Consider the following 23,600-nt stretch of genomic DNA (forward strand, 5'->3'; position numbering starts at 1 on the left):
CCGATGCGGTGCGGGGACGTCGTCGGCGCGGTGCCGATGAGCGTCCCGGTCTGGATCACTCGAGCGTTCGCATCCGGCCCGCTGGGGAAGCGCCGGCACGATGGCCGGGTGCGGTCAGGCGGCGCCTCCGTCGAGCTCGTGGCGCAGCTCGATCGGCACGAACGTGGTGGTGTCCTCGTCGGCCGGGCGCGAGCTCACGGCGTCGGCGACGATCACCGTGACGTTGTCGCGAGCCCCGGTGCGCAGCGTGGCGTTGACCAGGACGTCGGCGGCCTCCTTGGGGTGGGGCACCGAGTGCACCACGCGGGCGATGTGCGCCACGGAGACCTCGCCGGTGAGCCCGTCGGAGCACAGCACCAGGCGATCGCCCGCTCGCGCCGGCAGGACCCACACGTCCGGCTCCCAGACCTGGCCGGTGCCCAGCGCGCGCGTGATCACGTTGCGGCGCGGATGGACCATGGCCTGGGCCGGGGTGATCTGCCCGATCGAGACCAGGTACTGGACCTCCGAGTGATCCACCGTGATCTGCTGCAGCTCAGGCTGCGGGGCCTCCGGCGCGCCCGGCACGGGGGTGAGGCGCTCGGTGGAGGAGCCCTCCTCCAGGCCGACCTGCTGCGGCGGCTCCACGCGCTCGTCGGAGATCGGGATGACGTCCGTGACCTCCACTCCCGCCTCCTTGTAGGCGGAGAACTGATCCGTGGCCCGCTTGGCGACCGCAGCGTGATCTGGCGCGGGGGCCTCCCCCTGGGGGCGCAGCAGGCGGTAGGTGCGCGAGTCGCCGATGTTGAAGACCACCCAGAAGGGATCGCCTCCCATCTCGACCAGCCAGGCACCGGTGACGGTGGTCCCCGCACGCCCGCCGAGCTCGTCCTGGATGGAGCTGTCGGCCTGGTGGAGCACCGCACGCAGCTTGCGCACCAGCACGAGGGCCTCGGCCGGGATCTCCGGATCGAGCTTCATCTCGCGCTCGATCCGCTCGCGGAACCGCGCCACGTCCTCCGGCGGCTCGGGCTCGGCGGGCACCTCGACCTCGGCGGGCCTGCGGGAGCTGAACAGCGCGGAGCCGCCCAGGGTGCGCACGGCCATGGCGGAGGCGACCTCGCCGGCCTCGTGGCCGCCCATGCCGTCGGCGACCGCGCACATGGTCCGGGTGACCACGAGCGAGTCCTCGTTGGTCTCCCGGTGACGACCGCGGTCGGTCGCGGCGCCTGCTCTGATGACGAGCGGAGCACTCATTCGTAGTCAACTTCCAGTTGGGGGCCGGTCCCAGCGGTGATCCGCACGGGGCGGACGTCGCCGAAGCCCCGCACCCTCTGCGGCGGCTGCGGGTCAAGGATGAATCTGTCGTCGTCCTCCAGGACGGAGGCCGTGGAGGCGTCGACGAGGACGCCCCCGGGCTCGGCCAGCGCGACGAGTCGCGAGGCCAGGTTCACGGTGGGCCCGTAGAGATCGCCCAGGCGCGGGAGGACCCGCCCCCAGACGAATCCGACCCTTGTCTTGGGCAGCTCGGGGTCCTCCAGGATGGCACGTCGCAGCGCCAGCGCGATCAGCGCGCCCTCCTCCGGGGACTCCGACATGTACATGACCTCGTCGCCGATGGTCTTGATGAGGCGGCCCCCGCCTGCGGAGATGATCTCCGCGCAGCGCTGCTCGAAGCGCTGCACGAGAGCCGCGAGAGTGCGCTCGTTCATCTTCCGGGACAGGGTCGTGAAGGAGACCATGTCCGCGAAGCCGATCCCGCGGGCCAGTGGCAGCGAGGCGGACTCGTCGCCCACCTCATCCGGCTGGGGCGCATCCATGGACCTCTCCTGGCGCATGCCCAGGCGCTGGACGGCGCCGTTGAGCTGGCGGCGCCAGGTGTAGAGCAGCAGGTACTCGAGGTCCTCCTGGATCCGCGGCAGCAGCTCGAGCAGCTCCTGCCGAGCCTCTGCATCCGAGTATCCGCGGTTCATCACGAGGTCCTCGACGATGGCCTCGACCTGCCACACGACCATGCGGTCGGTCATCTGCGCCATGGCCCGGATCAGCGACAGCGCCGCCTCCTCGGAGAGCCGATCCGATTCGACGATCCCCGAGATCCGGCGCAGAGCCTCGCTGTCGCGCTGCGTGAAGTAGATCTCGTCGGCACTCATGTTGGGGAAGCCCATGGCTCGCCAGATCTTGCGGGCGCTGAGGATGGACAGCCCTCCGGCGTGGGCGGCGCGCTTGCGGTCCATGGTGCGCTCACCGCCCAGCAGACCGTGCTCCAGGCCGTGGAAGGCCTCGCGGGACTCCGGGGAGCCGTAGGCATCGGCCTGCACCGGGTTGTGCATGTTGAGGTTGATCGCCGCCGTCTGCGGGCCGACCTCGGGGTCCTCGAAGGTCTCGTCGAGCTCCCCGTCCACCCGATGCGCGGCAGGATCGCCCGAGGGACCGCTCGACCCCTCGGCCGGCGGCTGCCCGAGGCGACTCCCGGTGGCGGGGCCCACGACGGGCAGCTCGCGCGTGGTCGTCGGCCGCGATGAGCCGTCCTCGGAGCCGGTCCGGGCTGCGGACGGTTGCGCGGGCCGGGCGGCCGGATCGGCGGGTCGCTGCGAGGAGCCGGCCCCGCGCAGGCGCGAGAACCAGGACTGCGCGCCTGGTCGTGAAGGATCGCGATCCGTCATGCTGCGCTCCTTCCGCTTCTGCGCCCGGCCTCTGAGGCCGCGGTCGTGCACGTCGACGGGGTCGCGCGCCGGGCCGCTGTGCGCGGGCCGATCACCAGGCGGCCCCTGTGCTCGGCCCCGCCGGAGGATACCCGCCCGGGGCCTGGGGGCTCCACCCGTAGGCGGGTCCGGGGGTTCCGGGGCCCTGCTGACGACGGAAGCGGGCGGATTTCTCCTCGATCAGGCCGGCGAACTCCTGGACGCTCGGCGAGTGGCCCAGCCGCAGGATCCCCGCCTGCCCGAAGTCCGCACTCAGCGTGCCGATCCCGGCACCGCCCATGGGGCCGCGGGCGCGGCTGCCGTGCACGGACACGAGCCAGGCCAGCGGGATGCGCACTCCCCCGGACGGCGCCGACGGGCCCAGCAGCATCAGCCGCTGGTCCGTGAGCACGAAGCGGGTCCTGGCCCAGCGGATCACCGGGCGCAGCACGGCCAGCAGGATCACCAGGAGCAGCAGCAGAGTCACGACCCAGCCCAGGGCGGTGTGGACGGTCGTCCACGGCTGGTCCATGGGGCGCCAGCGGACCTCGAGCGCACGCTGGAGCAGCGAGTGCAGGAACACGGCGATCACGAGCACCGCAAGGGGGCGCCACAGTTTGCTGGCGTGGGCCCGCGTGGAGACCACCACCTGCTCGCCGGGGCCGAGCTCGAGCCGTGAGCTCATGCTCGGTCTCCTTCCTCGATCGGGCGCAGATGCACCACGTCGGCGGCCGAGACGGCGGTGCGTCCGCCGTCGTGGTCGATCAGCAGCGCGCCCCTCTCATCCAGGCCCACGGCCACTCCCTCGATCGGGGCCTGCCCGCCGGGCAGCTCGGCGCGCACGCGCCGCCCGAGCGTGGACAGCAGCTGCTCGACGGCTGCGCGCAGCTCTCCGGGCCCGGTCAGCGATTCGGGGGATTCGGCGAAGAGGCGGTAGAGGGCGGTGAAGCGCTCGGCGATCTCCACGAGCAGGTCGCCGCGCGAGGCCTCCGATCCCTCGCCGCGCACGCTGGCAGCGCCCTCCGGGGCGACGGCCACGTTGAGCCCGGCGCCCAGCACGAGGGCCGGGGCGGAGCCGTCGTGGACCACGAGCGAGGCCAGCACGCCGCAGATCTTCCGGAAGCCGCTCCCGGTCTCCACGAGGACGTCGTTGGGCCACTTCAGGGAGGCCTCGATGCCCTGAGCGCGCAGGGTCTGGGCGATCGCCGCGGCCAGCAGCACGGTCAGCCAGGGGAAGCTCTGCGTCGGCAGCGGCGCAGCCGTGGGACCGGAGCCGTGCGCGGGACGCAGCAGGAGGGAGAAGGTCAGGGCGTCGCCGGGTCCGGTGACCCACTTCCTGTCCAGGCGCCCGCGGCCCGCGGACTGGTGCTCGGCGGCCAGCAGGCTCAGATCGGGCAGCGGCTGTCCGCGACGGGCTGCACGCTGGGCCCGCTCCACCAGCTCGTCGTTGGTCGAGGGGATCTGCGGCAGGACCTCGAACGGCGAGCGCAGGACCTCCGCCAGCCGGTCGGTCTGGGCGTCGTCGAGCAGAGGGGCGGCCTGGGCCCGGGGGTCCGTGGGGGTCATCGTCGCTCCTGTCTCGGTCCTTGCCTCGTCCGCCGCTTCTTCCACCGCCGGGCGAGGCCCGTGCTGTCAGTGCCTCGGTCCACGAACCGCCCGGTGCCGACCACCCTTGGGCCGACATCCGCAGCGGGTTGCTCGTGGCGTCCGAGCGGCCCGCTATGTTCGTTCCATACACAGTAGTAGTCGGGCTCCCGGAGCGCCTGCAGGTGACTTCCGGGGAATCCACTGACTGCTCGCCGTCGACCATGACAGGAGAGCGCCATGGCGATCATCGCCGTCACCTACGTCTACGGCGGGGACCCGCAGGCCCTGACCGAGCACCGCCCGCGCCACCGCGACTTCCTGCGCGAGCTGCTCGCCGACGGCTCCCTGGTGCTCGCCGGCCCCTACGACGACGACCTTCCCGCCGGTGCCCTGCTGCTCATGCGCGCCGAGACCCCGGAGGCCGCGCTCGAGCTGCTGGCGCCCGATCCCCTCCTGGAGGTCGGCGTGATCACCGAGCGCACCGCCCGGCCGTGGAAGATCTCGATCGGCCAGCTCGACTGATCCGACCCGGCCGACGGGAAGATCCCGCACGGCCCTGCCGGAGCCCCTGATGTTGTAGATCCCCCACAACGGGTCTGCTCGCAGGCTCTCCCTAGACTGGCCTGCATCCCACCGCCCGCATGCTCCCGCCGCACTGGCCCATCGGCCGGCACGGCGCCCGAGCGCCCCGTATGAGCTCTGAGGTGCCATGACCCACGACCTGTCCACGACGGCGGGCAAGATCGCCGACTTCCGCGAGCGCCGAGAGCGCTCGTACGCCCCGGCCGGAGAGGCCGCCCTCGAGCGACAGCGCTCCCGCGGCAAGGGCACTGCGCGCGAGCGCGTGGACCAGCTGCTGGATCCGGGCTCGTTCGTGGAGTTCGACGCCCTGCGGGAGCACCGGAGCACCGCGTTCGGCATGGAGTCCAAGAAGTTCGCCGGCGACGGCGTGGTGACCGGCTACGGCACCGTCGACGGCCGACAGGTGGTCGTCTACTCGCAGGACTTCACGGTGCTGGGCGGGTCCCTGTCGGAGGCCAACGGCGAGAAGATCGTCAAGGCGCAGAAGTTCGCGCTGAAGAACGGCTGCCCGCTGATCGGCATCAACGACGGCGGCGGCGCCCGCATCCAGGAGGGCGTGGCGTCGCTGGCCATGTTCGCCGACATCTTCAACATGAACGTGCGGGCCTCGGGGGTCATCCCCCAGATCTCGCTGATCATGGGTCCGTGCGCCGGCGGTGCGGCCTACTCCCCCGCCCTGACCGACTACATCATCATGGTCGACCAGACCTCCCACATGTTCATCACCGGCCCGGACGTCATCAAGACGGTCACCGGCGAGGAGGTGGACATGGAGACCCTGGGCGGGGCCCGCCAGCACAACGAGGTCACCGGCACCGCCACCTATCTGGCCGAGGACGAGTCCGACGCCCTGGACTTCCTCCGGGAGCTGCTCGAGTTCCTGCCCTCGAACAACCTCGCCGAGGCGCCGCTGCTCGAGCACGACCAGGGCCCCGATCCGACCGAGGACGACCTCGCACTCGACGAGCTGATCCCAGACTCCGCGAACCAGCCGTACGACATGCGCGACGTCATCGCCGCCGTCGTCGACGACGGGCACTTCCTGGAGATGCAGGAGCTCTACGCGCCGTCGGTGATGATCGGCTACGCCCGCGTGGAGGGCCACACGATCGGCATCGTGGCGAATCAGCCTATGCAGTTCGCCGGCACCCTGGACATCGCCGCCTCGGAGAAGGCCGCGCGGTTCGTGCGCCACTGCGATGCCTTCAACATCCCGATCCTCACGCTCGTGGACGTCCCCGGCTTCCTGCCCGGCACGGACCAGGAGTTCAACGGCATCATCCGCCGCGGGGCCAAGCTTCTCTACGCCTACGCCGAGGCCACGGTCCCGCTGATCACCGTGATCACGCGCAAGGCCTACGGCGGCGCGTACATCGTGATGGGCTCCAAGAAGCTCGGTGCGGACATCAACCTGGCGTGGCCCACGGCCCAGATCGGGGTCATGGGCGCTTCCGGAGCCGTGGAGATCCTCTACCGCCGCGACCTCAAGGCCGCCGCAGAGGCCGGCGAGGACGTCGAGGCCAAGCGCCAGGAGCTGATCACCCAGTACGAGGAGCACCTGCTCAACCCGTACCAGGCCACGCAGCTCGGCTACGTGGACGCGGTGATCGCCCCGTCCGAGACTCGCGAGAACATCGTGCGCGGCCTGCGCGGCCTGCGCGACAAGCGCGCCTCCACGCCCGCGAAGAAGCACGGGAACATCCCGCTGTGAGCGCCGAGCAGACGGACGCCCTGGGCACCGGGCAGGACGAGCAGCAGGCTCCCATGCTGAAGTTCGTGGGCGGGAACCCCACCCCGGAGGAGGTCGCGGCGGTCACCGCCGTGGTGCTCTCCGCCACCGCGGAGACGGAGACGGCCGCCGGCGGCACCGCTGGACGACGCGCCCAGAACCGCCGGGCCCGCCTCGGCCTGCGGCTGCGCCCCGGCCGCGGGGCCTGGCGGCGCACCCTGCCGTTCCGGTGACGTCGGGGCCGTTGCGCACCGCGGCCTAGACTCGGCCCATGGCTTCCGCATCCTCCGACTCCGCGTCCTCGCACCACGAGCAGGAGGCAGCGCAGCAGCCGCGTCGCCGCCCCACGCCGCTGGACGCCGTGGCCGAGGAGTACTTCCGCTCCAAGCTGCGGCTGAATCCCGCGTGGGCCATCGAGCTGGGCGCCCCCGACCACGGCTGGGGCTACCGCGATGTGAGCCCCGAGGGCCTGTCGGCGGAGTTCGACGTCACCCGCGCGGCGGCCGCCGCACTGGCGCGCACCGAGCCCGTCGACGACATCGACCGCGTGACCGCCCACGCCTTGGACTCGCATCTGAGCCTGGAGACCCGCCTGCACGAGGCCGGGCTGGACGGATCGCGCATCAACAACATCTCCTCCCCCGTGCAGAAGATCCGCGAGGCCTTCGACAACCTGCCCAAGTACACGGAGCAGGACTGGGAGGTCATCGAGCATCAGCTGCGCTGCGTGCCCGAGGCCGTGGACTCCGCGATCGTCGCAGCACGCCATCAGCAGGCCCACGGGCCGGTCACCGCCGCGGCACAGCTGGCCAACGCCGCTTCGCTGGCCGACGGCTATGCCTCCGCGAACGGGTCCTTCATGAACCTGTCCCGCTCCTCCCGGGTGACCCAGCTGCCGCCCGAGCTTCGACGCAGCGTCTACTCGGGCGTCGATCGGGCCCGTCAGGCCTACGTGCGCTTCGCCGACGAGCTGCGCGAGCTGAGCCGCGAGGCGCCCGAGGAGATGGCAGTCGGACCCGAGGAGTACCGGCTGCGCCTGCGGCAGTTCACGGGACTGAGCCCCGATCTGGCCCAGACCTACGAGTGGGGCATCGACCTGCTGCAGCGCATCGTGGCCGAGATGAGCGCGACCGCCGAGCGGATCCTCCCGGACCACGCCGGCGACGACCGGATCCAGGCGGCCATGGACGCCCTGGACGAGGATCCCCACCGCCAGCTGCACGGCCGCCACCAGCTGCTGACCTGGATGCAGGGCGTGAGCACCCACGCCATGGACGCCCTGTCCGGAAGCCACTTCGAGATCAGCGACGAGATGCGCCGTCTCGAGTGCCGGATCGCACCCACCTCCGACGGCGGCATCTACTACACGCCGCCCTCGGCCGACTTCCGCCGTCCCGGGCGGATGTGGTGGTCGGTGCCGGAGGGCAAGGAGGTGTTCCGCACCTGGGGCGAGCGCACGACCGTCTACCACGAGGGCGTCCCCGGGCATCATCTGCAGTTCTCGCACGTGGTCGCCCACGCGCAGGAGCTCAACCTGTGGCGCCGGCTCGGACTGTGGGTCTCCGGGCACGGCGAGGGCTGGGCGCTGTACGCGGAGCGCCTGATGTCCGAGCTGGGGTTCTTCGAGGACGACGGCGACCGCATGGGCATGCTCAATGCGCAGCGGATGCGCGCGGCCCGCGTCGTCTTCGACATCGGCTTCCACTGCGGGTTCAGGATCCCGGGGCGCCTCGGCGACATCCTGGGCGGAGCCGAGCCGGGCCGGGCCTGGACGCCGGAAGACGGCTGGGCGTTCCTGCGCCGCAACATCGTGATGGACCCGGACAGCCTGCGCTTCGAGTGGATGCGCTACATGGGCTGGCCGGGTCAGGCGCCGTCGTACTCGCTGGGGATGGAGGCCTGGGAGCGCTCGCGCCACCATGCGGCCGCCCAGGCCGGTGCGGACTTCGATCTCGCCCGCTTCCACTCCCGCGCCCTGGGCATCGGCTCCGTGGGTCTGGACACCCTGGACTACGCGCTGAGCCTGTAGGCCGTACCCCGTCGCGCCGACGTGCCTCCGTGCACGGATAGCGCGACGTCGCGCACGCAGGCACGGCAGATGAGGCGCGAGGTCAACGCACCGCGCGGAGCTGGTGTTCCCCTGGGAGTCGGTGGGGAACATCACCGGGATTTCGGGTAACAGACTGTCATATTCCCTCGCGCGACTTGCATCGAGCGTCCTAGCCTTTCATGCATGTCCACCTCGTCCTCCGCGGCAGAGTCCCGCACCGCCAGCGCGCCCGAGCACGACGGATCCCGTCGTCGTCTCCCCGCCCTCCTGTCCAACTTCTCCTTCCAGGTCATCGCGGCCCTGGTTCTGGGTCTGATCCTGGGCCTGATCGCCCGAGCCATCGGCGGCGATCCCGAGACCTCGCCTAACGCCCTGATGTCGGTGCTCGACATCATCGGCAGCACCTATGTCACGATCCTCAAGGCGGCCGTGGTGCCGCTGGTGGTCACGGCCGTGATCGCTTCGATCGCCAACCTGGATCAGGTCACCAACGCCGCCCGCCTGGCGTGGAAGACCCTGCTGTGGTTCTGCATCACCGCGCTGATCTCCGTGGTGATCGGCATGGTCCTGGGCGTCGTCGTCCAGCCCGGGTCGAACCAGTCGATCGAGGCTCCCACCGAGCCCTACTCCGGCACCGAGGGCTCCTGGCTGGGCTTCCTGCAGTCGATCGTGCCGGTGAACTTCCTGGGCCTGGGCGTGGACGCCGAGCTCACCGACTCCGGAGCGATCGACGCCGCCGCCAGCTTCAACATCCTGCAGATCCTGGTGATCTCCATGGTCGTGGGCATCGCCGCGCTGAAGGTCGGCGAGCCGGCCAAGCCCTTCCTGGACGTCATCCGGTCGCTGCTGGCGATCGTGCAGAAGGTGCTGTGGTGGATCATCCGCCTGGCTCCGATCGGCACGCTGGGCCTGATCGGACGCGCCGTCTTCGAGTACGGCTGGACCTCCATGGGCTCGCTGGCCGTGTTCGTCGTGACCCTCTACGTGGGCCTGGCCCTCGTGCTGTTCGGCGTCTACCCGCTGCTCATGCGCCTGAACGGGCTGAGCATCCGGCAGTGGCTCTCCGGCGCCTGGCCCGCGATCCAGATGGGCTTCGTCTCGCGCTCATCGCTGGGCACCATGCCGCTGACGCAGCGCGTGAGCGAGCGCAACCTGGGAGTGCCCTCCAGCTACGCGTCGTTCGCGATCCCGCTGGGCGCCACCACCAAGATGGACGGCTGCGCGGCGGTCTACCCCGCACTGGCGGCGATCTTCGTGGCGCAGTTCTACGACGTCCCCCTGGAGCCCATCCACTTCGTGCTGATCGCGCTGGTCTCCGTGCTGGGCTCGGCGGCCACCGCCGGGACCACGGGCGCGACGGTCATGCTGACCCTGACGCTGTCCACCCTGGGCCTTCCACTGGCCGGCGTGGGTCTGCTGCTGGCGATCGAGCCGATCATCGACATGGGCCGCACTGCCACGAACGTGGCAGGTCAGACGGTCGTGGCCGCGATCGTCGCCAAGCGCGAGGGCATCCTGGACCGCGGGCTCTACGACGCCCCCCGCAGCGGCGGCGACCCGTTCGTCGAGGAGACGACCTCCTCGCAGCAGGCCGTCGCAGCCTCGGACCAGCCCGGCGACGCCGAGGCCCGCGTCCCCGACGAGGACGCCTCCGCACACCGGGCCACCGCCCCCGATTCGGCCGCGGCACACGCCTCCGGTCGGGCCTCGCGGGCCTGACTCCCCTTCCGGGACTCGCCGGGGCTCACCGCTTCCGGGAACCCCCGGCCGGACGACGACGGCGGGCATCTCCTTCTGCAGGAGGTGCCCGCCGTCGTCGCATGTCCACGCGCGTCGAGATCCCGCTTCCGTGCACGCGTGGCGCCGAGATCTCGCTTCCATGCGCTGAATCGCGGAATCTGCGCACGGAAGCGGGATCTCGGAGAGGTCGGTGCATTTCGGCGCGATCTCGGCGCAGGCAGCTGGGCAGGTCAGTCCGCCGAGCGCCGTGCACCGCAGATCTGACGCCGGCTCCGCCTCGTGACCAGGCCCGCTCCCGTCACAGCCAGGCAACTGACTCCGAACCTGCGTCATGCCATGGCGACCCGTCGGCTCGGGATCTACAGTGTGTAAATGTGCTGCAGATCACATCGGCGATGCCTCGTCGTCGCGCAGCCCACCGCGAGAGTCGAAGGAGCCTCCCATGACGGTCTACGCCCACCCCGGACAGCCCGATGCCAAGGTCGAGTTCAAGTCCCGCTACGAGCACTTCATCGGCGGGAAGTGGACCCCGCCGGTCAAGGGCCAGTACTTCGAGGACATCACCCCGGTGACCGGCAAGGCCTTCGCGGAGGTCGGCCGCGGCACCGCTGAGGACATCGAGGCCGCGCTCGACGCCGCCTGGGCCGCCGCCCCGTCCTGGAACGCCTCCACCCCGACCCAGCGCGCTCTGATGCTCAACCGCATCGCGGACCGCATGGAGGAGAACCTCGAGAAGATCGCCGTGGCGGAGACCTGGGACAACGGCAAGCCGGTGCGCGAGTGCCTCAACGCCGACATCCCGCTGGCCATCGACCACTTCCGCTACTTCGCCGGCGCGATCCGCGCGCAGGAGGGCTCGCTGTCCCAGCTCGACGAGGACACGGTCGCCTACCACTTCCATGAGCCGCTGGGCGTCGTGGGCCAGATCATCCCCTGGAACTTCCCCATCCTCATGGGCGTGTGGAAGCTGGCTCCGGCCCTGGCCGCTGGCAACTGCGTGGTCCTCAAGCCCGCCGAGCAGACCCCGGTCTCGCTGCTGGTCGTGATGGAGCTGATCCAGGACCTCGTGCCGGACGGCGTCATCAACATCGTCAACGGCTTCGGCGTGGAGTGCGGCAAGCCGCTGGCGTCGAACCCGCGCATCCGCAAGATCGCGTTCACCGGCGAGACCACCACCGGCCGGCTGATCATGCAGTACGCCTCCGAGAACATCATCCCGGTGACGCTGGAGCTCGGCGGCAAGTCGCCGAACATCTTCTTCGAGGACATCGCCCAGGAGAAGGACGGCTTCTACGACAAGGCGCTGGAGGGCTTCGCGTTCTTCGGGCTCAACCAGGGCGAGGTCTGCACCTGCCCGTCGCGCGCGCTCGTGCAGAAGTCCATCTACGACGAGTTCGTGGCCGCCGGCGTGGAGCGCGTCGAGAAGATGGTGCAGGGCGATCCGCTGGACACCGATACCATGGTGGGAGCGCAGGCCTCGACCGATCAGCTCGAGAAGATCGTCTCCTACCTGGACATCGGCAAGAAGGAGGGTGCGGAGGTGCTCACCGGCGGAGAGCGCCTGGAGCTGCCCGGCGATCTGGCCGATGGCTACTACGTCAAGCCCACGATCTTCGCCGGCACCAATGACATGCGGATCTTCCAGGAGGAGATCTTCGGGCCGGTGCTGTCGCTGACGTCGTTCCAGGACTACGACGACGCCATCCGCATCGCCAACGACACCCTCTACGGGCTGGGCGCCGGCGTCTGGGCCCGCAGCGCCAATACCTGCTATCGCGCCGGTCGCGCCATCCAGGCCGGTCGCGTGTGGGTGAACCAGTACCACAACTACCCGGCGCACTCGGCCTTCGGCGGGTACAAGTCCTCGGGCATCGGGCGGGAGAACCACCTGATGATGCTGGATCACTATCAGCAGACCAAGAACATGCTGGTCTCGTACTCCGAGAAGGCGCAGGGCTTCTTCTGATGGGCGCGCAGGACGAGACGGACGTCGCCCTGCAGGCACGACCCGGACCGGAGGACGACGTCGCGCGCGTGGGCTACACCCAGGCCGCAGTCGAGCTGCTGCGGGAGCTGTGGGGCGTCCACGGGCCGCTGATGCTCCATCAGTCCGGCGGGTGCTGCGACGGCTCCGCGCCCATGTGCTTCCCGGTCGGCGAGTTCCGCACGGGAGACGCGGACGTCCTGCTGGGCACCGCAACGCTCGACGACGCCTCCGGGGAGGAGCTCGGCGAGCTGGAGCTGTGGATCTCGCGCGAGCAGTTCGGGGCGTGGAAGCACACTCGGCTGCTCATCGACGCGGTGCCCGGGCGCGGCTCCGGGTTCTCGCTCGAGGCGCCGCTGGGTCGGCGCTTCCTCACGCGCAGCGACCTCTGCGCGGTCTGAGGGCTGCGCAGCCCCAGGGCCCCCGTCACCGACACCAAGACCGATACCGAGAAGACGACCGCGGGCATCGAGACCTGCGAAAGGCGCGAAGGCGCCGTCGTCGCACATGAGAGGGCTCCGAGACCGACGAGCGGCCTGGGGCCAGCACCGAGAGGATCTGAAGGATCATGACGGATTCCACCACCGAGAAGATGTCCGCTGCGGTCGTGACCGCCTTCGGCGAGGACCTCGAGATCGAGGACATGCCCCTGCCCGAGCCGGGGCGCGACCAGGCCCTCGTACGGCTGATCGCCTCCGGCGTCTGCCACACGGACCTGCACGCCGCGCACGGCGACTGGCCCGTCAAGCCCGAGCCGCCCTTCGTCCCGGGCCACGAGGGCGTGGGCGAGGTCGTCGCCGTCGGCGAGGGCGTCACCCGCGTGTCCGTCGGCGACCTCGTGGGCAATGCCTGGCTGTGGAGCGCGTGCGGGGAATGCCAGCACTGCCAGGAGGGCTGGGAGACGCTGTGCGAGAACCAGGTCAACGGCGGCTACAGCATGAACGGCTCCTTCGGGCAGTACATGCTCGTGGACGCCCGCTACTGCCCGCTGATCCCGGAGGGAGCCGATCCCTTCGAGATCGCCCCGGTGCTGTGCGCCGGTGTCACGGTCTACAAAGGGCTCAAGGTGACGGGGGTGCGCCCCGGCCAGTGGGTCGTGATCTCCGGAGTCGGCGGCCTGGGCCATATCGCCGTGCAGTACGCGGTGGCCATGGGCATGCGCGTGATCGCGGTCGACGTCGCCGATGACAAGCTCGCCCTCGCCGAGCGCCACGGCGCCGAGATCACCATCAACGCCATGGGCCCGGACCCCGCCGAGGCCATCCAGGAGGCCGTCGGAGGAGCTCACGGAGTCCTGGTGACGGCGGTGCACCCGGATGCCTTCGGCCAGGCCATCGGCATGGTCCGCCGCGGCGGGACCATCGTGTTCAACGGCCTGCCGCCAGGCGACTTCCCGGCCCCGATCTTCGACATCGTGCTCAAGGGGCTGACCATCCGCGGCTCGATCGTCGGCACCCGCAGGGACATGGAGGAGGCCCTGGAGTTCTACTCCCGCGGTCTGATCCACCCGACGTTCAGCAAGCGCCCGCTGAACGAGATCAACGAGGTCCTGGACGAGATGGACCACGGGAAGATCGAGGGCCGCGTGGTGCTCGAGTACTGAGTCGGCATCCGTTCACCGCAGACTCCCCGACGACGCCTCCGCGCCTCGATCCTCCCCGGGCCGGCACGGGGGCGTCGTCGTGCCTGGGCGACGTCGCCCGGAACCGTCGTGCTGTCGCGTCCGAGTTCCTATGCTTGCTGATGAACGACCCTCAAGGAGGCAGCCATGAGCCCGACCAGCAATGCCGACAAGCCCGCCGAGCGCGAGGAGATCCCCTCCACGCTCGAGCGCTCCGATCAGAAGGCGCAGGACACCTACGCCGCAGCGCTCGAGAACGCGCGCGAGGAGTACGGCTCCGAAGCCCGCGCGCACCAGACGGCCTGGGCGGCGGTGAAGCGCACCCATGAGAAGGTCGGCGACCACTGGGAGCCCAAGGACGAGAACGGCCCGTCGGACGAGCGCTCCGAGAACGGCGGGCGCACCGGCGGTGAGTCCGCAGGCGGCGTCGACGCCAACGCGACCAAGGACCACCTCTACGAGGTCGCCCAGCGACTGGAGATCGAGGGCCGGTCGGAGATGACCAAGGACGAGCTCGTCGAGGCCATCCAGAAGGCGAACGACCGCAAGACCGCCCAGGCCCGCGAAGACTGAATCCCGGTCGCCGGGTCAGGGCATCACGGGACCCGCAGCGTCCACTCGTCGGTGCCGAACTTCTCGTCCACGAGCTCCTTCGCACGGGCGAGCTCCTGGTCGGTGTAGTCGCCCTCGTGCGAGCGGTAGTGCGACAGGAAGTAGGAGCGGAAGGACTCGATGATGTCCGCCCGCGCCATGCCGGTCTGGCTGCGCATGGGGTCCACGCGCTTCTTGGCGGACTTGATCCCCTTGTCGGAGAGCTTCTCGCGTCCGATGCGCAGGACCTGCAGCATCTTGTCGGCGTCGATGTCGTAGCTCATGGTCACGTGGTGCAGCAGGGTGCCGTCAGCGAACCGGCGCTGGGCCGCCCCGCCGATCTTGCCCTGCGGGGTGGCGATGTCGTTGAGCGGGACGTAGTGCGCCTCCACGCCGATCTCCTGCAGCGCCCCGAGCACCCACTCGTCCAGGAAGGCGTAGGCACGCTCGTTGCTCAGGCCCTCGACCAGGCTGGCGGGCACGATCAGCGAGTAGGTGACGCAGTTGCCGGGCTCCATGAACATGGCGCCGCCTCCGGTGATGCGCCGAGTGACGCCCACCTCCAGCTCACGAGCCGCCTCGGAATCGATCTCGTTGCGCACCGACTGATACGAGCCGATGACCACCAGGGCGTCGTTCCAGTCCCAGAAGCGCAGCACCGGACCGCGACGGCCGGCGGCGACCTCCTCCGACAGGACTTGATCCAGCGCCACGTGCTCGGCCGGCGGCAGGGTCTTCATGCCGATGACCTCGATGTCGAGATCGTCCCAGGACACCGCCGCGCCCACCGCGCGCCGGGCGGCGATCCCCACGGCCTCGGTCGTGAAGCCGATCAGCTCGACGCCGCCGTCGCGCCGGTCCAGCGCCGCCTGGATCGCCGCGGCGATCTCGGCCACCGACGACGACGCGGTCAGCCCGTTCAGCGCATCGGTGAGGTCCTCGAGGGCGTCGTCGGGCTCCAGGAAGAAGTCGCCCGAGACCACGGCGTCGCGGAAGACCGCGTCGTCTCCGTCGCCGTCGACCTCCAGATCGACCACGACGAGCTTCCCGCCGCGGACCTTGTACTCACCGTGCATGACTGAACCTGCCTCTCCGAGCCCGCTCGAGTCTCCGGGCCCTCGACGTGTGCTGCCAGCCTGGCCCAGGGAGGTCTTCCTCGCCAGGGATCTTCGCCACCCGCCGAACTGACGCCTCCCTGCAGGATCCGTGCCGAGTCGACGCCCACCCGCGCCATTCGGGCCAATCGGCGCAGGGAAGCGTGAGTTCGGCGGGAATCGTGCAGGGAAGCGTGAGTTCGGCATCGGCGATGCGGGTCGACCGCGACCGCTCACGCCGACGCACGGGAAAGCACCTTCCCAGAGCCTCCTACAGTGGGGACCATGACCGACCCGATCCTGCTGCTGGCCTCCACCTCGCCGTCGCGCGCCAAGCTGCTGCGCGATTCCGGCATCGCCTTCGACCAGCTCGGCTCCGAGGTGGACGAGGACGCCGTCGTGTCCGAGGCCGGACTCACCGAGCCGTCGGAGATCGCGCTGGCTCTGGCGCGCGCCAAGTGCGAGGCCGTCGCCGCTCTCCCCCAGGCGGCCGGGCGGCTGGTCATCGGCTGCGACTCGGTCTTCGAGCTCGACGGCCAGCCCCTGGGCAAGCCGTACACCGCAGCGGTCGCCCGCGAGCGCATCGGGCAGATGCGGGGACGCACAGGGCACCTGCACACCGGTCACTGGCTGATCGACACCCGCAGCCCCGACGACGGCGGCACCGGGCTCAGCGAAGGCGCCCTGGCCGGGGCGGATGTGACCTTCGCGGCGATGACCGACGACGAGATCGCCGCCTACGTGGACACCGAGGAGCCCCTGTGGGTGGCCGGATCCTTCACCCTGGACGGGTACGGCGCGGCCTTCATCGAGCGCGTCGACGGGGATCTGCACGCGGTGATCGGGCTGTCGATCAACACCCTGCGGCAGCTGGCTGGACGAGCCGGCGTCCCGGTGCGGCGGCTGTGGGGGCGCGAGGCCTGAGCCGCGGCACGGCCGACGATCGCACCAGGCGCACCGCTGCGTCGAGGGCACGGCCGCGAGCGCTCCAGCACCTGCATCGGACCGGCTCCCTGGAGCCGTTCGTCGTGGTCTGCCCACGGCTAGACTCTCCTGATGACCTCCTCCCGCGGCGCTTCGGAACAGCCGCCCGACGCGCATGCCGGTGCCCGGACCGACGGCATCCGCGAGCAGCTGCGCCTCGGCTGGCTGACGGGTCTGCCTGCCGGGGCGGCGGTGATCCCCGTGGGGCTGGCCTTCGGCGTGCTGGTCATCCAGTACGGCCTGCCCTGGTGGGTCGCGCCGCTGCTGTCTGGAATCGTGTTCGCCGGCTCGATAGAGTTCCTGCTCGCCGGGCTGCTGGCCGCAGGAGCCCCGCTGGTCCAGATCGCGCTGACCGCGCTGATCGTCAACTTCCGCCACGCGTTCTACGCGCTGACATTCCCCCTGCACCGCATCCGCAGCATCCCCGGGAAGACCTACGGCACCTTCGCCCTGACCGATGAGGCCTTCGCCCTCACCTCCGGTCGCGAGGCGCAGCGCTGGTCCGGCACGCGCATCCTGACGCTGGAGGGGACCTTCCAGCTGTTCTGGGTCGCGAGCTCGACCGCCGGCGCTCTGCTGGGCTCGCTGATCCCGCCGTGGATCAAGGGGCTGGACTTCGCGATGACGGCGCTGTTCGTCGTCCTGGCGATCGACGCCTACAAGGCCCGCCGGTCCCTCCCCCAGCCTGTGATCGCGGTGGGCATCGGGCTGGTCAGCGCCGCGCTGTTCGGAGCGAACATGCTGGCCCCTGCCATGGGCGCCTACGTCCTCGTGCTGATCATCGGCTACCTCATCAGCCGTGCTCGCGGGCGGGAGCTGCCGCGCACGGGCGAGCTGGACGTGGTCGATCCCGACGACGGCACGACTGCCGGGCAGGAGCCGCGAGATGTCTGAGCCGAGCTACATCCTGGCCGCCGTGGGCGTGGCCGCGGGCATCACCTGGGCCCTGCGGGCGCTGCCGTTCGCCGTGCTGGCCCCGCTGCAGGAGTCCCGGCTGCTGCCCTACATCGGCGACCGGCTGGGCGTGGGCGTGATGATCATCCTGGTGATCTACACCCTCGAGGACCTGGACCTGGTCTCGCCGAGCGTCTCCGTCCCGGCGGCGATCGCGCTGGCGGTGACCATCGGACTGCACCTATGGCGCGGGAACATGATCCTGTCCCTGCTGGTCGGCACGGTCACCCACGTGGTGCTGGCGTCACTGTGGCAGGCCTGAGGCCAGCCCGGCTCACCACAGCTGCCCCACACCGCGCACCAGCAGGATCACGCCGACGATCCCCAGCCCCCAGGCCGCGGCATCCGGTGCGGTGCGCACCGCCAGCTCCCGCACCGACGACAGCCCACGGCTCACCCGCTCCCCCAGGGCCAGTCGTCCCAGCGCGAGCAGTGCCGCCGGCAGCACCATGACCGCGCAGTACAGCCCCAGCACGATCCCCGAGGCCACCGGCCCCAGGTCGTAGCGCCCGATCCCAGCCATCGCCGCGAGATACGGGATCATGGTGGCGGCCTCGACCAGCCCGGCCGCCATGGCCAGCAGGCCCACTCCGCGCCAGCTTCCGGCCACGCGATCGGCCCGGTCGATCCACCGCCTCATGGAGGCCTGGGGGTCGCCCCCGCGCTTGCGCACCTGCTCCGGATCCAGCCACCAGCTCAGCCACGCCAGTCCTGCGCCGAGCACCACCAGGACCACCGCCCCGGGGCGCTGCTCGAGCAGCTGTCCGAGCGGAGCCAGCGCCGCCTGGAGCCCCGCCAGCAGGACGAGTCCCAGCATCCAGTAGAAGACGGCGATGACCGCCAGATAGGCCAGCACTCGCAGCGCGATCCCCCGCGCGCTGACGCCTCGCGATCTGCCGCTCATCAGCAGCAGGACCGCTGGCAGGGCCAGGGTCCCCATGCTGGTGGCATCCAGCAGGGCCAGCCCGGTGAGCACCATCTGGTCGCCGCTGCTGATCGTCGGGAGCTCTCGCATCGCATCCATGACAACCAGCCTCGCGAGCACGGCCGTGTGCGGGCATCGGCCATCGGGGGCATCTTCCACGCGGGGCGCCTGGACTTTCGGGGGAGATCTCACCACGACATCCCTGCGGCGCGCGGCGCTCGTATAGCGTGAGCGCCATGACCACCGCCGAGCCCCGCACCGCGGAGTGGCTCGAGCCAGGAGCTGAGCCGCCGCCCGAGCATCAGACAGCCGCAAAGAGCACGTCCCGGCCTGCGGGCCTGGCTGTGCGTCGACGCGACGTCGCGGTCGCCTGCGCGTATGCACTGCTCGCCGTCCTGGCGCAGCTTCTGCTGCCTTTCGAACCCGCCACCCGCGTGCTCGGCATGCCCGTGCCCGGCTGGACGGGGCTCGCACTCCAGCTCACGGCGGCCGCCGCTCTGGTCCTGCGCACGACCAGAGCATGGGTCGTCCTGCTGGTCACCGCCCCGGCTGCAGCCGCGTCGGTCGGCCTCGACGCCGGCCCTGTCTCCGCCCTGCTGCTCTTCGAAGCGATCTTCACCTCTGTCCGCTACGGCTCACGTCGCCTCCATCGACTCACGAGCATCCTGTGCCTGGGCGCGACGGCCGCAGCTCTTCTGGCCGCACTGGCCCTGCCCGAGCACCGTGAGCTGTGGACGCAGCTGGCCGTGATGGCCGGCGTCGTGCTGATCCTGCCGCTGCTGTGGGCCGGAGAGGTCCGCGGTCATCAGGAGGCCCGAGCCCAGGCCGAGCGGGCGGCGGAGGCGGAGCGGGAGACGGCCGCTCGTCAGCTGGAGCTCGAGCAAGCGCGCGCCGCGCTGCGCCTCCAGGAGCAGCGCACGCACCTGGCCCAGGAGCTGCACGACGGGGTGACCGGGCACCTATCGGCCGTCGCCCTGCAGACCGGCGCGCTGCGATCGAGCTCGGCCCTGCGCCAGGACCCCGCGGCGCTGGAGCGCTCCCTCGAGGTCGTGCGCACCAGCGCAGTGGAGGCCATGGCCGACATGCGGCGGCTCATCGACGTCCTGCGCACGGATGAGCCCGCCGATGACGACAGCGCTTCCTGGGATGGGCTCAGCGCTCGGCTGCGCGCCCTGCGACCGGAGGCCACGATCGTCGTCCATCCCGCAGCAGCGGCACGACTCGACGCCGCCGGGCTCAGCGGGCAGGCGCTGCGCATCGGCCAGGAGGCGGTCACGAACGTGCTCAAGCACGCCGGACCGGGCCCTGCGTCGCTCCTGCTGACGGACGACGACGGCCGCGTCGTGCTGGAGATCCGCTCGCCCCTGGCCGACCATGCCGTGGCCGACGACGGCTCCGGGATCGGCCTGCCCTCGATGCTCCGACGCGCTCGGGAGACCGACGGGAAGCTGGAAGCCGGTCCGGTCGACGAGCGGACCTGGCACGTGCGCGCGTGCTGGGACGCGCACACGCTCGCATCGGGATCGTCGGAGATGGCGGCCGGACCGACGGAGCCTCACCGACGTGCAGAGGAGCCCGCCCGGTGACCACCGTCGTCCTGGCCGATGACCACGCCGCCATCCGCGCCGGTGTCCGCCTGATCCTGGAGACCGCGCAGCCGCCGATCCGCGTGGTGGGCGAGGCGAGCACGGCGCAGGATGCGCTCGAGCTCGCTGCGCGCGCCCGCCCGGATGTCGTGCTGCTCGACGTCCGCATGCCCGGGGCGAGCGGGCTCACCGTGATCGAGGCCCTGCGCGGCACGGGCGCTGCGATCGTCATGCTGACGTCGTTCGCCCTGGACGACTACGTGCTGGCCGCCCTGCGTGCAGGGGCCGCCGGCTTCCTGGTCAAGACGGCCGAGCCGTCCGAGATCGTCGCCGCAGTGCAGCGCGTGGCGGCAGGCGATGCGGCGCTGTCGCCGGAGGTGATGCGCACCGTGATCGACAGGGCCATCGCCCAGCCGGACGGATCAGGGCAGGCGGAAGATCCGCAGCCTGCGGGGCCTCCCGGGCACACGCAGGCCACGAGCGCACCGATCTCGGCGCAGGCGTCGTCGGTTCGGACGGCAGCGTCTGAGCAGCGGGCTGCCGCGCCGGCGTCGGGCGCATCGGGCTTCACCGAACCGCTGACCGGACGCGAGCGGGAGGTCCTGCGTCTGCTGGCCCAGGGGCTGAGCAATCAGCAGATCGCCGCGCGGCTCGTCGTGGCGGAGTCGACCGTCAAGACCCACGTCTCGCACGTGCTCGCCAAGCTGGGGGCCGCCTCGCGGGTGCAGGCCGCGCTGTGGTGGGGCCGTCACGGCGAAGGATGACGCCCCCGCGACCGTCCCTTGTTGTGCGAACGGCACAGCCCCGCTGACGCAGTCTGATGACCCGCCCGAGCCGTGCAGAGCGCGATCTCGGTGCCGTCGGCCCGTCGTCGGCGTGCCGCACTCCCACCGGACCGCCCACGTCAGAGCCCGCACGCACAGGAGACGTCCTGCCTCGGAAGCCGCCCCTGGCTACACTCGAGGCCATCTCATGTGCGCATGCCGCACGGGCTGAAGGAGCCAGCCTCGGCACCGCCAGCTTTGTCGATCCCCTACATCTCGATCCGCGGGCAGATGTGATCGAATGAGCGTCTGATCCGCCCCCTGCCCAGGGGAACGCCGTACCTGCGCGCGAGCCGCGTCTTTTACAGGAGAGCAACCACAGTGACCGCACAGAAGGCCCCCGAGACCGGCACCTCCGCCGCGCGCAGACCCGTCACCAAGGTGCTGATCGCCAATCGCGGCGAGATCGCCGTGCGCGTGATCCGTGCCGCCCAGGACGAGGGGCTGACCTCGGTCGCCGTGTACGCCGATCCCGATCGCGACGCCCTGCACGTGCGCATGGCCGATGAGGCCTATGGCCTGGGCGGCACCACCGCCGCGGACTCCTACCTGGTGATCGACAAGATCCTCGACGCCGCCGCGCGCTCCGGCGCCGATGCCGTCCACCCCGGCTACGGCTTCCTGTCCGAGAACGCGGACTTCGCCGCGGCCGTGATCAATGCCGGGCTGACCTGGATCGGTCCGCCCCCGCACGCGATCTCGTCCCTGGGCGACAAGGTCGCCGCCCGCCGCATCGCCGAGGCCGTCGACGCCCCGCGCGTGCCCGGCACGACCGACCCGGTCGACAGCGCCGAGGAGGTCGTGGCCTTCGCCGACGAGCACGGGCTGCCCGTGGCGATCAAGGCGGCCTTCGGCGGCGGCGGCCGCGGCATCAAGGTCGCCCGCACCCGCGAGGAGATCCCGGAGCTCTACGAGTCCGCGGTGCGCGAGGCCGTCGCCGCGTTCGGTCGCGGCGAGTGCTTCGTCGAGCGCTTCCTGGACGCCCCGCGCCACGTCGAGACCCAGTGCCTGGCCGATACCCACGGCAACGTGGTCGTGGTCTCCACCCGCGACTGCTCGCTGCAGCGGCGCAACCAGAAGCTCGTGGAGGAGGCGCCGGCGCCCTTCCTCACGGAGGAGCAGAACGAGCGTCTCTACTCCTCGTCCAAGGCGATCCTGCGCGAGGCCGGCTACCAGGGCGCGGGCACCTGCGAGTTCCTGGTCGGCCAGGACGGCGTCATCTCCTTCCTGGAGGTCAACACCCGCCTGCAGGTCGAGCACCCGGTCTCCGAGGAGGTCACCGGGATCGACCTGGTCCGCGAGCAGTTCCGGATCGCCCGCGGCGAGGCCCTGGGCTACGACGACCCCGTCGTGCGCGGCCACTCCATCGAGTTCCGCCTCAACGGCGAGGACCCGGGACGCGGCTTCATGCCGGCTCCGGGCACGCTGTCCACGCTGCGCTTCCCGTCCGGGCCCGGCGTGCGCGTGGACTCCGGCGTGGTCGAGGGCGAGACGGTCTCCGGCAGCTTCGACTCCATGATCGCCAAGCTCATCGTCACCGGCGCCGACCGCGACCAGGCGCTGGCCCGGTCCCGCCGCGCGCTGGCCGAGCTGGAGATCGAGGGCATGGCCACCGTCGTGCCGTTCGACCGCGCGATCGTCTCGGACCCGGCGTTCGCCCCGGCCGACGGGCAGCCGTTCGCCGTGCACACCCGCTGGATCGAGACCGAGTTCGTCAACGATCTCGAGCCGTTCGCCGGTGCCCCGGGCTCGGGCAGCGAGGCCGAGGAGCGCCAGACGGTCGTCGTGGAGGTCTCCGGCAAGCGCCTGGAGGTCGTCCTGCCGGCCACCGTGCTGGGCTCCGGCAAGCCCGCCGCAGCACCGGCGGCCAAGAACCGGCGCGAGCGCGGCCGCGGTGCCGCCAAGGCCTCCGGCGACGACCTGACCTCGCCCATGCAGGGCACCGTGGTCAAGCTCGCGGTGAAGAACGGCGCCAAGGTGTCCGAGGGCGACACGGTCGTGGTCATCGAGGCCATGAAGATGGAGCAGCCGCTCAAGGCGCACAAGGACGGCACGGTCTCCGGGCTCGACGTCTCCCCCGGCGACACCGTCTCCGCCGGCACGACCCTGGCCACCATCCGCTGAGCCGCCGGCCCGCCTGGGCCGCCTCGTGAAGGGGCCGGATCGACGCTTCCCTGCGCCGATCCGGCCCCTGGCCCCGATTCGGGACCGAGTCGACGGCATCAGGACCGAGCAGGTGCAGCGCTGAGTCGTCCCTGTGGATGGGCGCCCCGGCCCCGGTTCCGCCCCTAGCCTGCCGCGCATGCATGATCATCGCGCCCGCGCTCGCTTCTCTCGCCCCGTGCTGCGCACCGCCGCCGCCTGGAGCCGCAGCCCCCGCAGCCTCGCCGGCGACCCGAGCTTCGAACGAGTCACCCGCAGCCTCTGGGCCAGGCTGCCACCCGCTGCGCGTTCACGGACGACGACGGCCGCGGACCAGCTCGTCTCCGTGGGCGAAGGTGAACCACAGCCCATCCTGAGGGTCTGGGAGCGAGCCGCGCTGCGGCAGCTGCACTACGCGGACAGCCTTCTCGTCTCCCACCTGAGTGCTGCGCAGCTGTGGGGCGGCCACTGAGCCCCTCACCCGCGCCCTGGACGCACGGATCACTGGGCGAGGAGTCCCGTTTCCGAGCGCTGGAATCCCGGC

General features: G+C 71.0%; 22 protein-coding genes. 16 read left to right on the forward strand and 6 right to left on the reverse strand.

Features of this window, described 5'->3' with window-relative positions; genetic code table 11:
• Positions 1-114 precede the first annotated feature (114 nt).
• From JOE55_RS03530 to JOE55_RS03545, 4 genes are all read right to left on the reverse strand, one after another.
• A complete protein-coding gene (locus JOE55_RS03530; RefSeq protein WP_024290088.1) occupies positions 115-1,236 on the reverse strand; it encodes a PP2C family protein-serine/threonine phosphatase in 1,122 nt (373 codons plus the stop codon).
• Positions 1,233-2,645, reverse strand: a complete 1,413-nt coding sequence (locus JOE55_RS03535) for an adenylate/guanylate cyclase domain-containing protein (protein WP_053447704.1) — start codon at positions 2,643-2,645, stop codon at positions 1,233-1,235. Before JOE55_RS03535 ends, JOE55_RS03530 begins: the two co-directional genes overlap by 4 nt.
• A gap of 91 nt (positions 2,646-2,736) precedes the next feature.
• On the reverse strand, positions 2,737-3,348 hold the full coding sequence (locus JOE55_RS03540; protein ID WP_006215018.1) for a hypothetical protein: 612 nt from the start codon (positions 3,346-3,348) through the stop codon (positions 2,737-2,739).
• Positions 3,345-4,229 carry a biotin--[acetyl-CoA-carboxylase] ligase gene (locus JOE55_RS03545; protein ID WP_204782051.1) on the reverse strand — a complete coding sequence of 295 codons (885 nt, stop codon included), beginning with the start codon at positions 4,227-4,229 and terminating at the stop codon, positions 3,345-3,347. The genes JOE55_RS03540 and JOE55_RS03545 overlap by 4 nt, the downstream gene beginning before the upstream one ends.
• A gap of 258 nt (positions 4,230-4,487) precedes the next feature.
• On the opposite strand from JOE55_RS03545, the gene JOE55_RS03550 reads away from it, so the two are divergent.
• The 9 genes from JOE55_RS03550 (at position 4,488) to JOE55_RS03590 (ending at position 14,529) form a co-directional block, all read left to right on the forward strand.
• A complete protein-coding gene (locus JOE55_RS03550) occupies positions 4,488-4,772 on the forward strand; it encodes a YciI family protein (RefSeq protein ID WP_137802216.1) in 285 nt (94 codons plus the stop codon).
• 187 nt (positions 4,773-4,959) lie between these two features.
• Positions 4,960-6,543 carry an acyl-CoA carboxylase subunit beta gene (locus tag JOE55_RS03555; RefSeq protein WP_061711392.1) on the forward strand — a complete coding sequence of 528 codons (1,584 nt, stop codon included), beginning with the start codon at positions 4,960-4,962 and terminating at the stop codon, positions 6,541-6,543.
• The gene (locus JOE55_RS03560) at positions 6,540-6,794 is read left to right on the forward strand and encodes an acyl-CoA carboxylase subunit epsilon (protein ID WP_053447707.1); all 255 of its coding nucleotides are present in this window, start codon (positions 6,540-6,542) and stop codon (positions 6,792-6,794) included. Before JOE55_RS03555 ends, JOE55_RS03560 begins: the two co-directional genes overlap by 4 nt.
• Positions 6,795-6,832: 38 nt before the next feature.
• Positions 6,833-8,590: a DUF885 domain-containing protein gene (locus tag JOE55_RS03565; RefSeq protein ID WP_204782052.1), complete on the forward strand. Its 1,758-nt coding sequence runs from the start codon at positions 6,833-6,835 to the stop codon at positions 8,588-8,590.
• 204 nt (positions 8,591-8,794) lie between these two features.
• Complete coding sequence (locus tag JOE55_RS03570; protein ID WP_204782053.1) at positions 8,795-10,330, forward strand: dicarboxylate/amino acid:cation symporter; 1,536 nt, start codon at positions 8,795-8,797, stop codon at positions 10,328-10,330.
• 463 nt (positions 10,331-10,793) lie between these two features.
• A complete protein-coding gene (gene exaC, locus JOE55_RS03575) occupies positions 10,794-12,317 on the forward strand; it encodes an acetaldehyde dehydrogenase ExaC (protein ID WP_204782054.1) in 1,524 nt (507 codons plus the stop codon).
• Positions 12,317-12,736 carry a DUF779 domain-containing protein gene (locus tag JOE55_RS03580; protein ID WP_053447711.1) on the forward strand — a complete coding sequence of 140 codons (420 nt, stop codon included), beginning with the start codon at positions 12,317-12,319 and terminating at the stop codon, positions 12,734-12,736. The genes exaC and JOE55_RS03580 overlap by 1 nt, the downstream gene beginning before the upstream one ends.
• Positions 12,737-12,903: 167 nt before the next feature.
• Entirely contained in the window at positions 12,904-13,938 is a 1,035-nt protein-coding gene (adhP, locus tag JOE55_RS03585; RefSeq protein WP_204782055.1) for an alcohol dehydrogenase AdhP, read from the forward strand.
• Positions 13,939-14,103: 165 nt separating this feature from the next.
• Positions 14,104-14,529 (forward strand): ChaB family protein, encoded by a 426-nt coding sequence (locus JOE55_RS03590; protein ID WP_204782056.1) that lies wholly within the window; start codon positions 14,104-14,106, stop codon positions 14,527-14,529.
• Between the two features lie 23 nt (positions 14,530-14,552).
• Here JOE55_RS03590 and JOE55_RS03595 read toward each other — a convergent pair whose 3' ends face one another.
• A complete protein-coding gene (locus JOE55_RS03595) occupies positions 14,553-15,623 on the reverse strand; it encodes a lipoate-protein ligase LplAB (protein WP_204782057.1) in 1,071 nt (356 codons plus the stop codon).
• 303 nt (positions 15,624-15,926) lie between these two features.
• Between JOE55_RS03595 and JOE55_RS03600 the strand changes: the two genes are divergently transcribed.
• From JOE55_RS03600 to JOE55_RS03610, 3 genes are all read left to right on the forward strand, one after another.
• Positions 15,927-16,565, forward strand: a complete 639-nt coding sequence (locus JOE55_RS03600; RefSeq protein ID WP_024290075.1) for a Maf family protein — start codon at positions 15,927-15,929, stop codon at positions 16,563-16,565.
• A 132-nt stretch (positions 16,566-16,697) separates the two neighbouring features.
• Positions 16,698-17,519 (forward strand): AzlC family ABC transporter permease, encoded by an 822-nt coding sequence (locus tag JOE55_RS03605; RefSeq protein WP_053447715.1) that lies wholly within the window; start codon positions 16,698-16,700, stop codon positions 17,517-17,519.
• Positions 17,512-17,841 (forward strand): branched-chain amino acid transporter permease, encoded by a 330-nt coding sequence (locus JOE55_RS03610; protein WP_053447716.1) that lies wholly within the window; start codon positions 17,512-17,514, stop codon positions 17,839-17,841. The genes JOE55_RS03605 and JOE55_RS03610 overlap by 8 nt, the downstream gene beginning before the upstream one ends.
• A gap of 12 nt (positions 17,842-17,853) precedes the next feature.
• Here the strand turns inward: JOE55_RS03610 and JOE55_RS03615 are convergent, their stop codons facing one another.
• Complete coding sequence (locus JOE55_RS03615; RefSeq protein WP_204782058.1) at positions 17,854-18,594, reverse strand: GAP family protein; 741 nt, start codon at positions 18,592-18,594, stop codon at positions 17,854-17,856.
• 146 nt (positions 18,595-18,740) lie between these two features.
• Here JOE55_RS03615 and JOE55_RS03620 point away from each other — a divergent pair, with 146 nt between their 5' ends.
• The 4 genes from JOE55_RS03620 (at position 18,741) to JOE55_RS03635 (ending at position 23,528) form a co-directional block, all read left to right on the forward strand.
• Positions 18,741-20,090, forward strand: a complete 1,350-nt coding sequence (locus JOE55_RS03620) for a sensor histidine kinase (RefSeq protein ID WP_204782059.1) — start codon at positions 18,741-18,743, stop codon at positions 20,088-20,090.
• Positions 20,087-20,854 carry a response regulator gene (locus tag JOE55_RS03625; protein ID WP_204782060.1) on the forward strand — a complete coding sequence of 256 codons (768 nt, stop codon included), beginning with the start codon at positions 20,087-20,089 and terminating at the stop codon, positions 20,852-20,854. The genes JOE55_RS03620 and JOE55_RS03625 overlap by 4 nt, the downstream gene beginning before the upstream one ends.
• Before the next feature lie 381 nt (positions 20,855-21,235).
• On the forward strand, positions 21,236-23,038 hold the full coding sequence (locus JOE55_RS03630; protein ID WP_204782061.1) for an acetyl/propionyl/methylcrotonyl-CoA carboxylase subunit alpha: 1,803 nt from the start codon (positions 21,236-21,238) through the stop codon (positions 23,036-23,038).
• Positions 23,039-23,216: 178 nt separating this feature from the next.
• The gene (locus JOE55_RS03635; RefSeq protein WP_204782062.1) at positions 23,217-23,528 is read left to right on the forward strand and encodes a hypothetical protein; all 312 of its coding nucleotides are present in this window, start codon (positions 23,217-23,219) and stop codon (positions 23,526-23,528) included.
• Positions 23,529-23,600: the final 72 nt, after the last annotated feature.

Origin of the sequence: Kocuria palustris (assembly GCF_016907795.1) — a bacterium.
In the GTDB taxonomy this organism is placed as follows: domain Bacteria; phylum Actinomycetota; class Actinomycetes; order Actinomycetales; family Micrococcaceae; genus Kocuria; species Kocuria palustris.

Bases quoted from the DNA above. Each gene is read 5' to 3' on its own strand.
- JOE55_RS03595 (WP_204782057.1), bottom strand. From the start codon at position 15,623: ATGCACGGTGAGTACAAGGTCCGCGGCGGGAAGCTCGTCGTGGTCGAT.
- JOE55_RS03540 (WP_006215018.1), bottom strand. From the start codon at position 3,348: ATGAGCTCACGGCTCGAGCTCGGCCCCGGCGAGCAGGTGGTGGTCTCC.
- JOE55_RS03600 (WP_024290075.1), top strand. From the start codon at position 15,927: ATGACCGACCCGATCCTGCTGCTGGCCTCCACCTCGCCGTCGCGCGCC.
- JOE55_RS03605 (WP_053447715.1), top strand. From the start codon at position 16,698: ATGACCTCCTCCCGCGGCGCTTCGGAACAGCCGCCCGACGCGCATGCC.
- JOE55_RS03555 (WP_061711392.1), top strand. From the start codon at position 4,960: ATGACCCACGACCTGTCCACGACGGCGGGCAAGATCGCCGACTTCCGC.
- JOE55_RS03610 (WP_053447716.1), top strand. From the start codon at position 17,512: ATGTCTGAGCCGAGCTACATCCTGGCCGCCGTGGGCGTGGCCGCGGGC.
- JOE55_RS03545 (WP_204782051.1), bottom strand. From the start codon at position 4,229: ATGACCCCCACGGACCCCCGGGCCCAGGCCGCCCCTCTGCTCGACGAC.
- adhP (WP_204782055.1), top strand. From the start codon at position 12,904: ATGACGGATTCCACCACCGAGAAGATGTCCGCTGCGGTCGTGACCGCC.
- JOE55_RS03580 (WP_053447711.1), top strand. From the start codon at position 12,317: ATGGGCGCGCAGGACGAGACGGACGTCGCCCTGCAGGCACGACCCGGA.
- JOE55_RS03590 (WP_204782056.1), top strand. From the start codon at position 14,104: ATGAGCCCGACCAGCAATGCCGACAAGCCCGCCGAGCGCGAGGAGATC.
- exaC (WP_204782054.1), top strand. From the start codon at position 10,794: ATGACGGTCTACGCCCACCCCGGACAGCCCGATGCCAAGGTCGAGTTC.
- JOE55_RS03615 (WP_204782058.1), bottom strand. From the start codon at position 18,594: ATGCGAGAGCTCCCGACGATCAGCAGCGGCGACCAGATGGTGCTCACC.
- JOE55_RS03535 (WP_053447704.1), bottom strand. From the start codon at position 2,645: ATGACGGATCGCGATCCTTCACGACCAGGCGCGCAGTCCTGGTTCTCG.
- JOE55_RS03550 (WP_137802216.1), top strand. From the start codon at position 4,488: ATGGCGATCATCGCCGTCACCTACGTCTACGGCGGGGACCCGCAGGCC.
- JOE55_RS03530 (WP_024290088.1), bottom strand. From the start codon at position 1,236: ATGAGTGCTCCGCTCGTCATCAGAGCAGGCGCCGCGACCGACCGCGGT.
- JOE55_RS03570 (WP_204782053.1), top strand. From the start codon at position 8,795: ATGTCCACCTCGTCCTCCGCGGCAGAGTCCCGCACCGCCAGCGCGCCC.
- JOE55_RS03635 (WP_204782062.1), top strand. From the start codon at position 23,217: ATGCATGATCATCGCGCCCGCGCTCGCTTCTCTCGCCCCGTGCTGCGC.
- JOE55_RS03620 (WP_204782059.1), top strand. From the start codon at position 18,741: ATGACCACCGCCGAGCCCCGCACCGCGGAGTGGCTCGAGCCAGGAGCT.
- JOE55_RS03565 (WP_204782052.1), top strand. From the start codon at position 6,833: ATGGCTTCCGCATCCTCCGACTCCGCGTCCTCGCACCACGAGCAGGAG.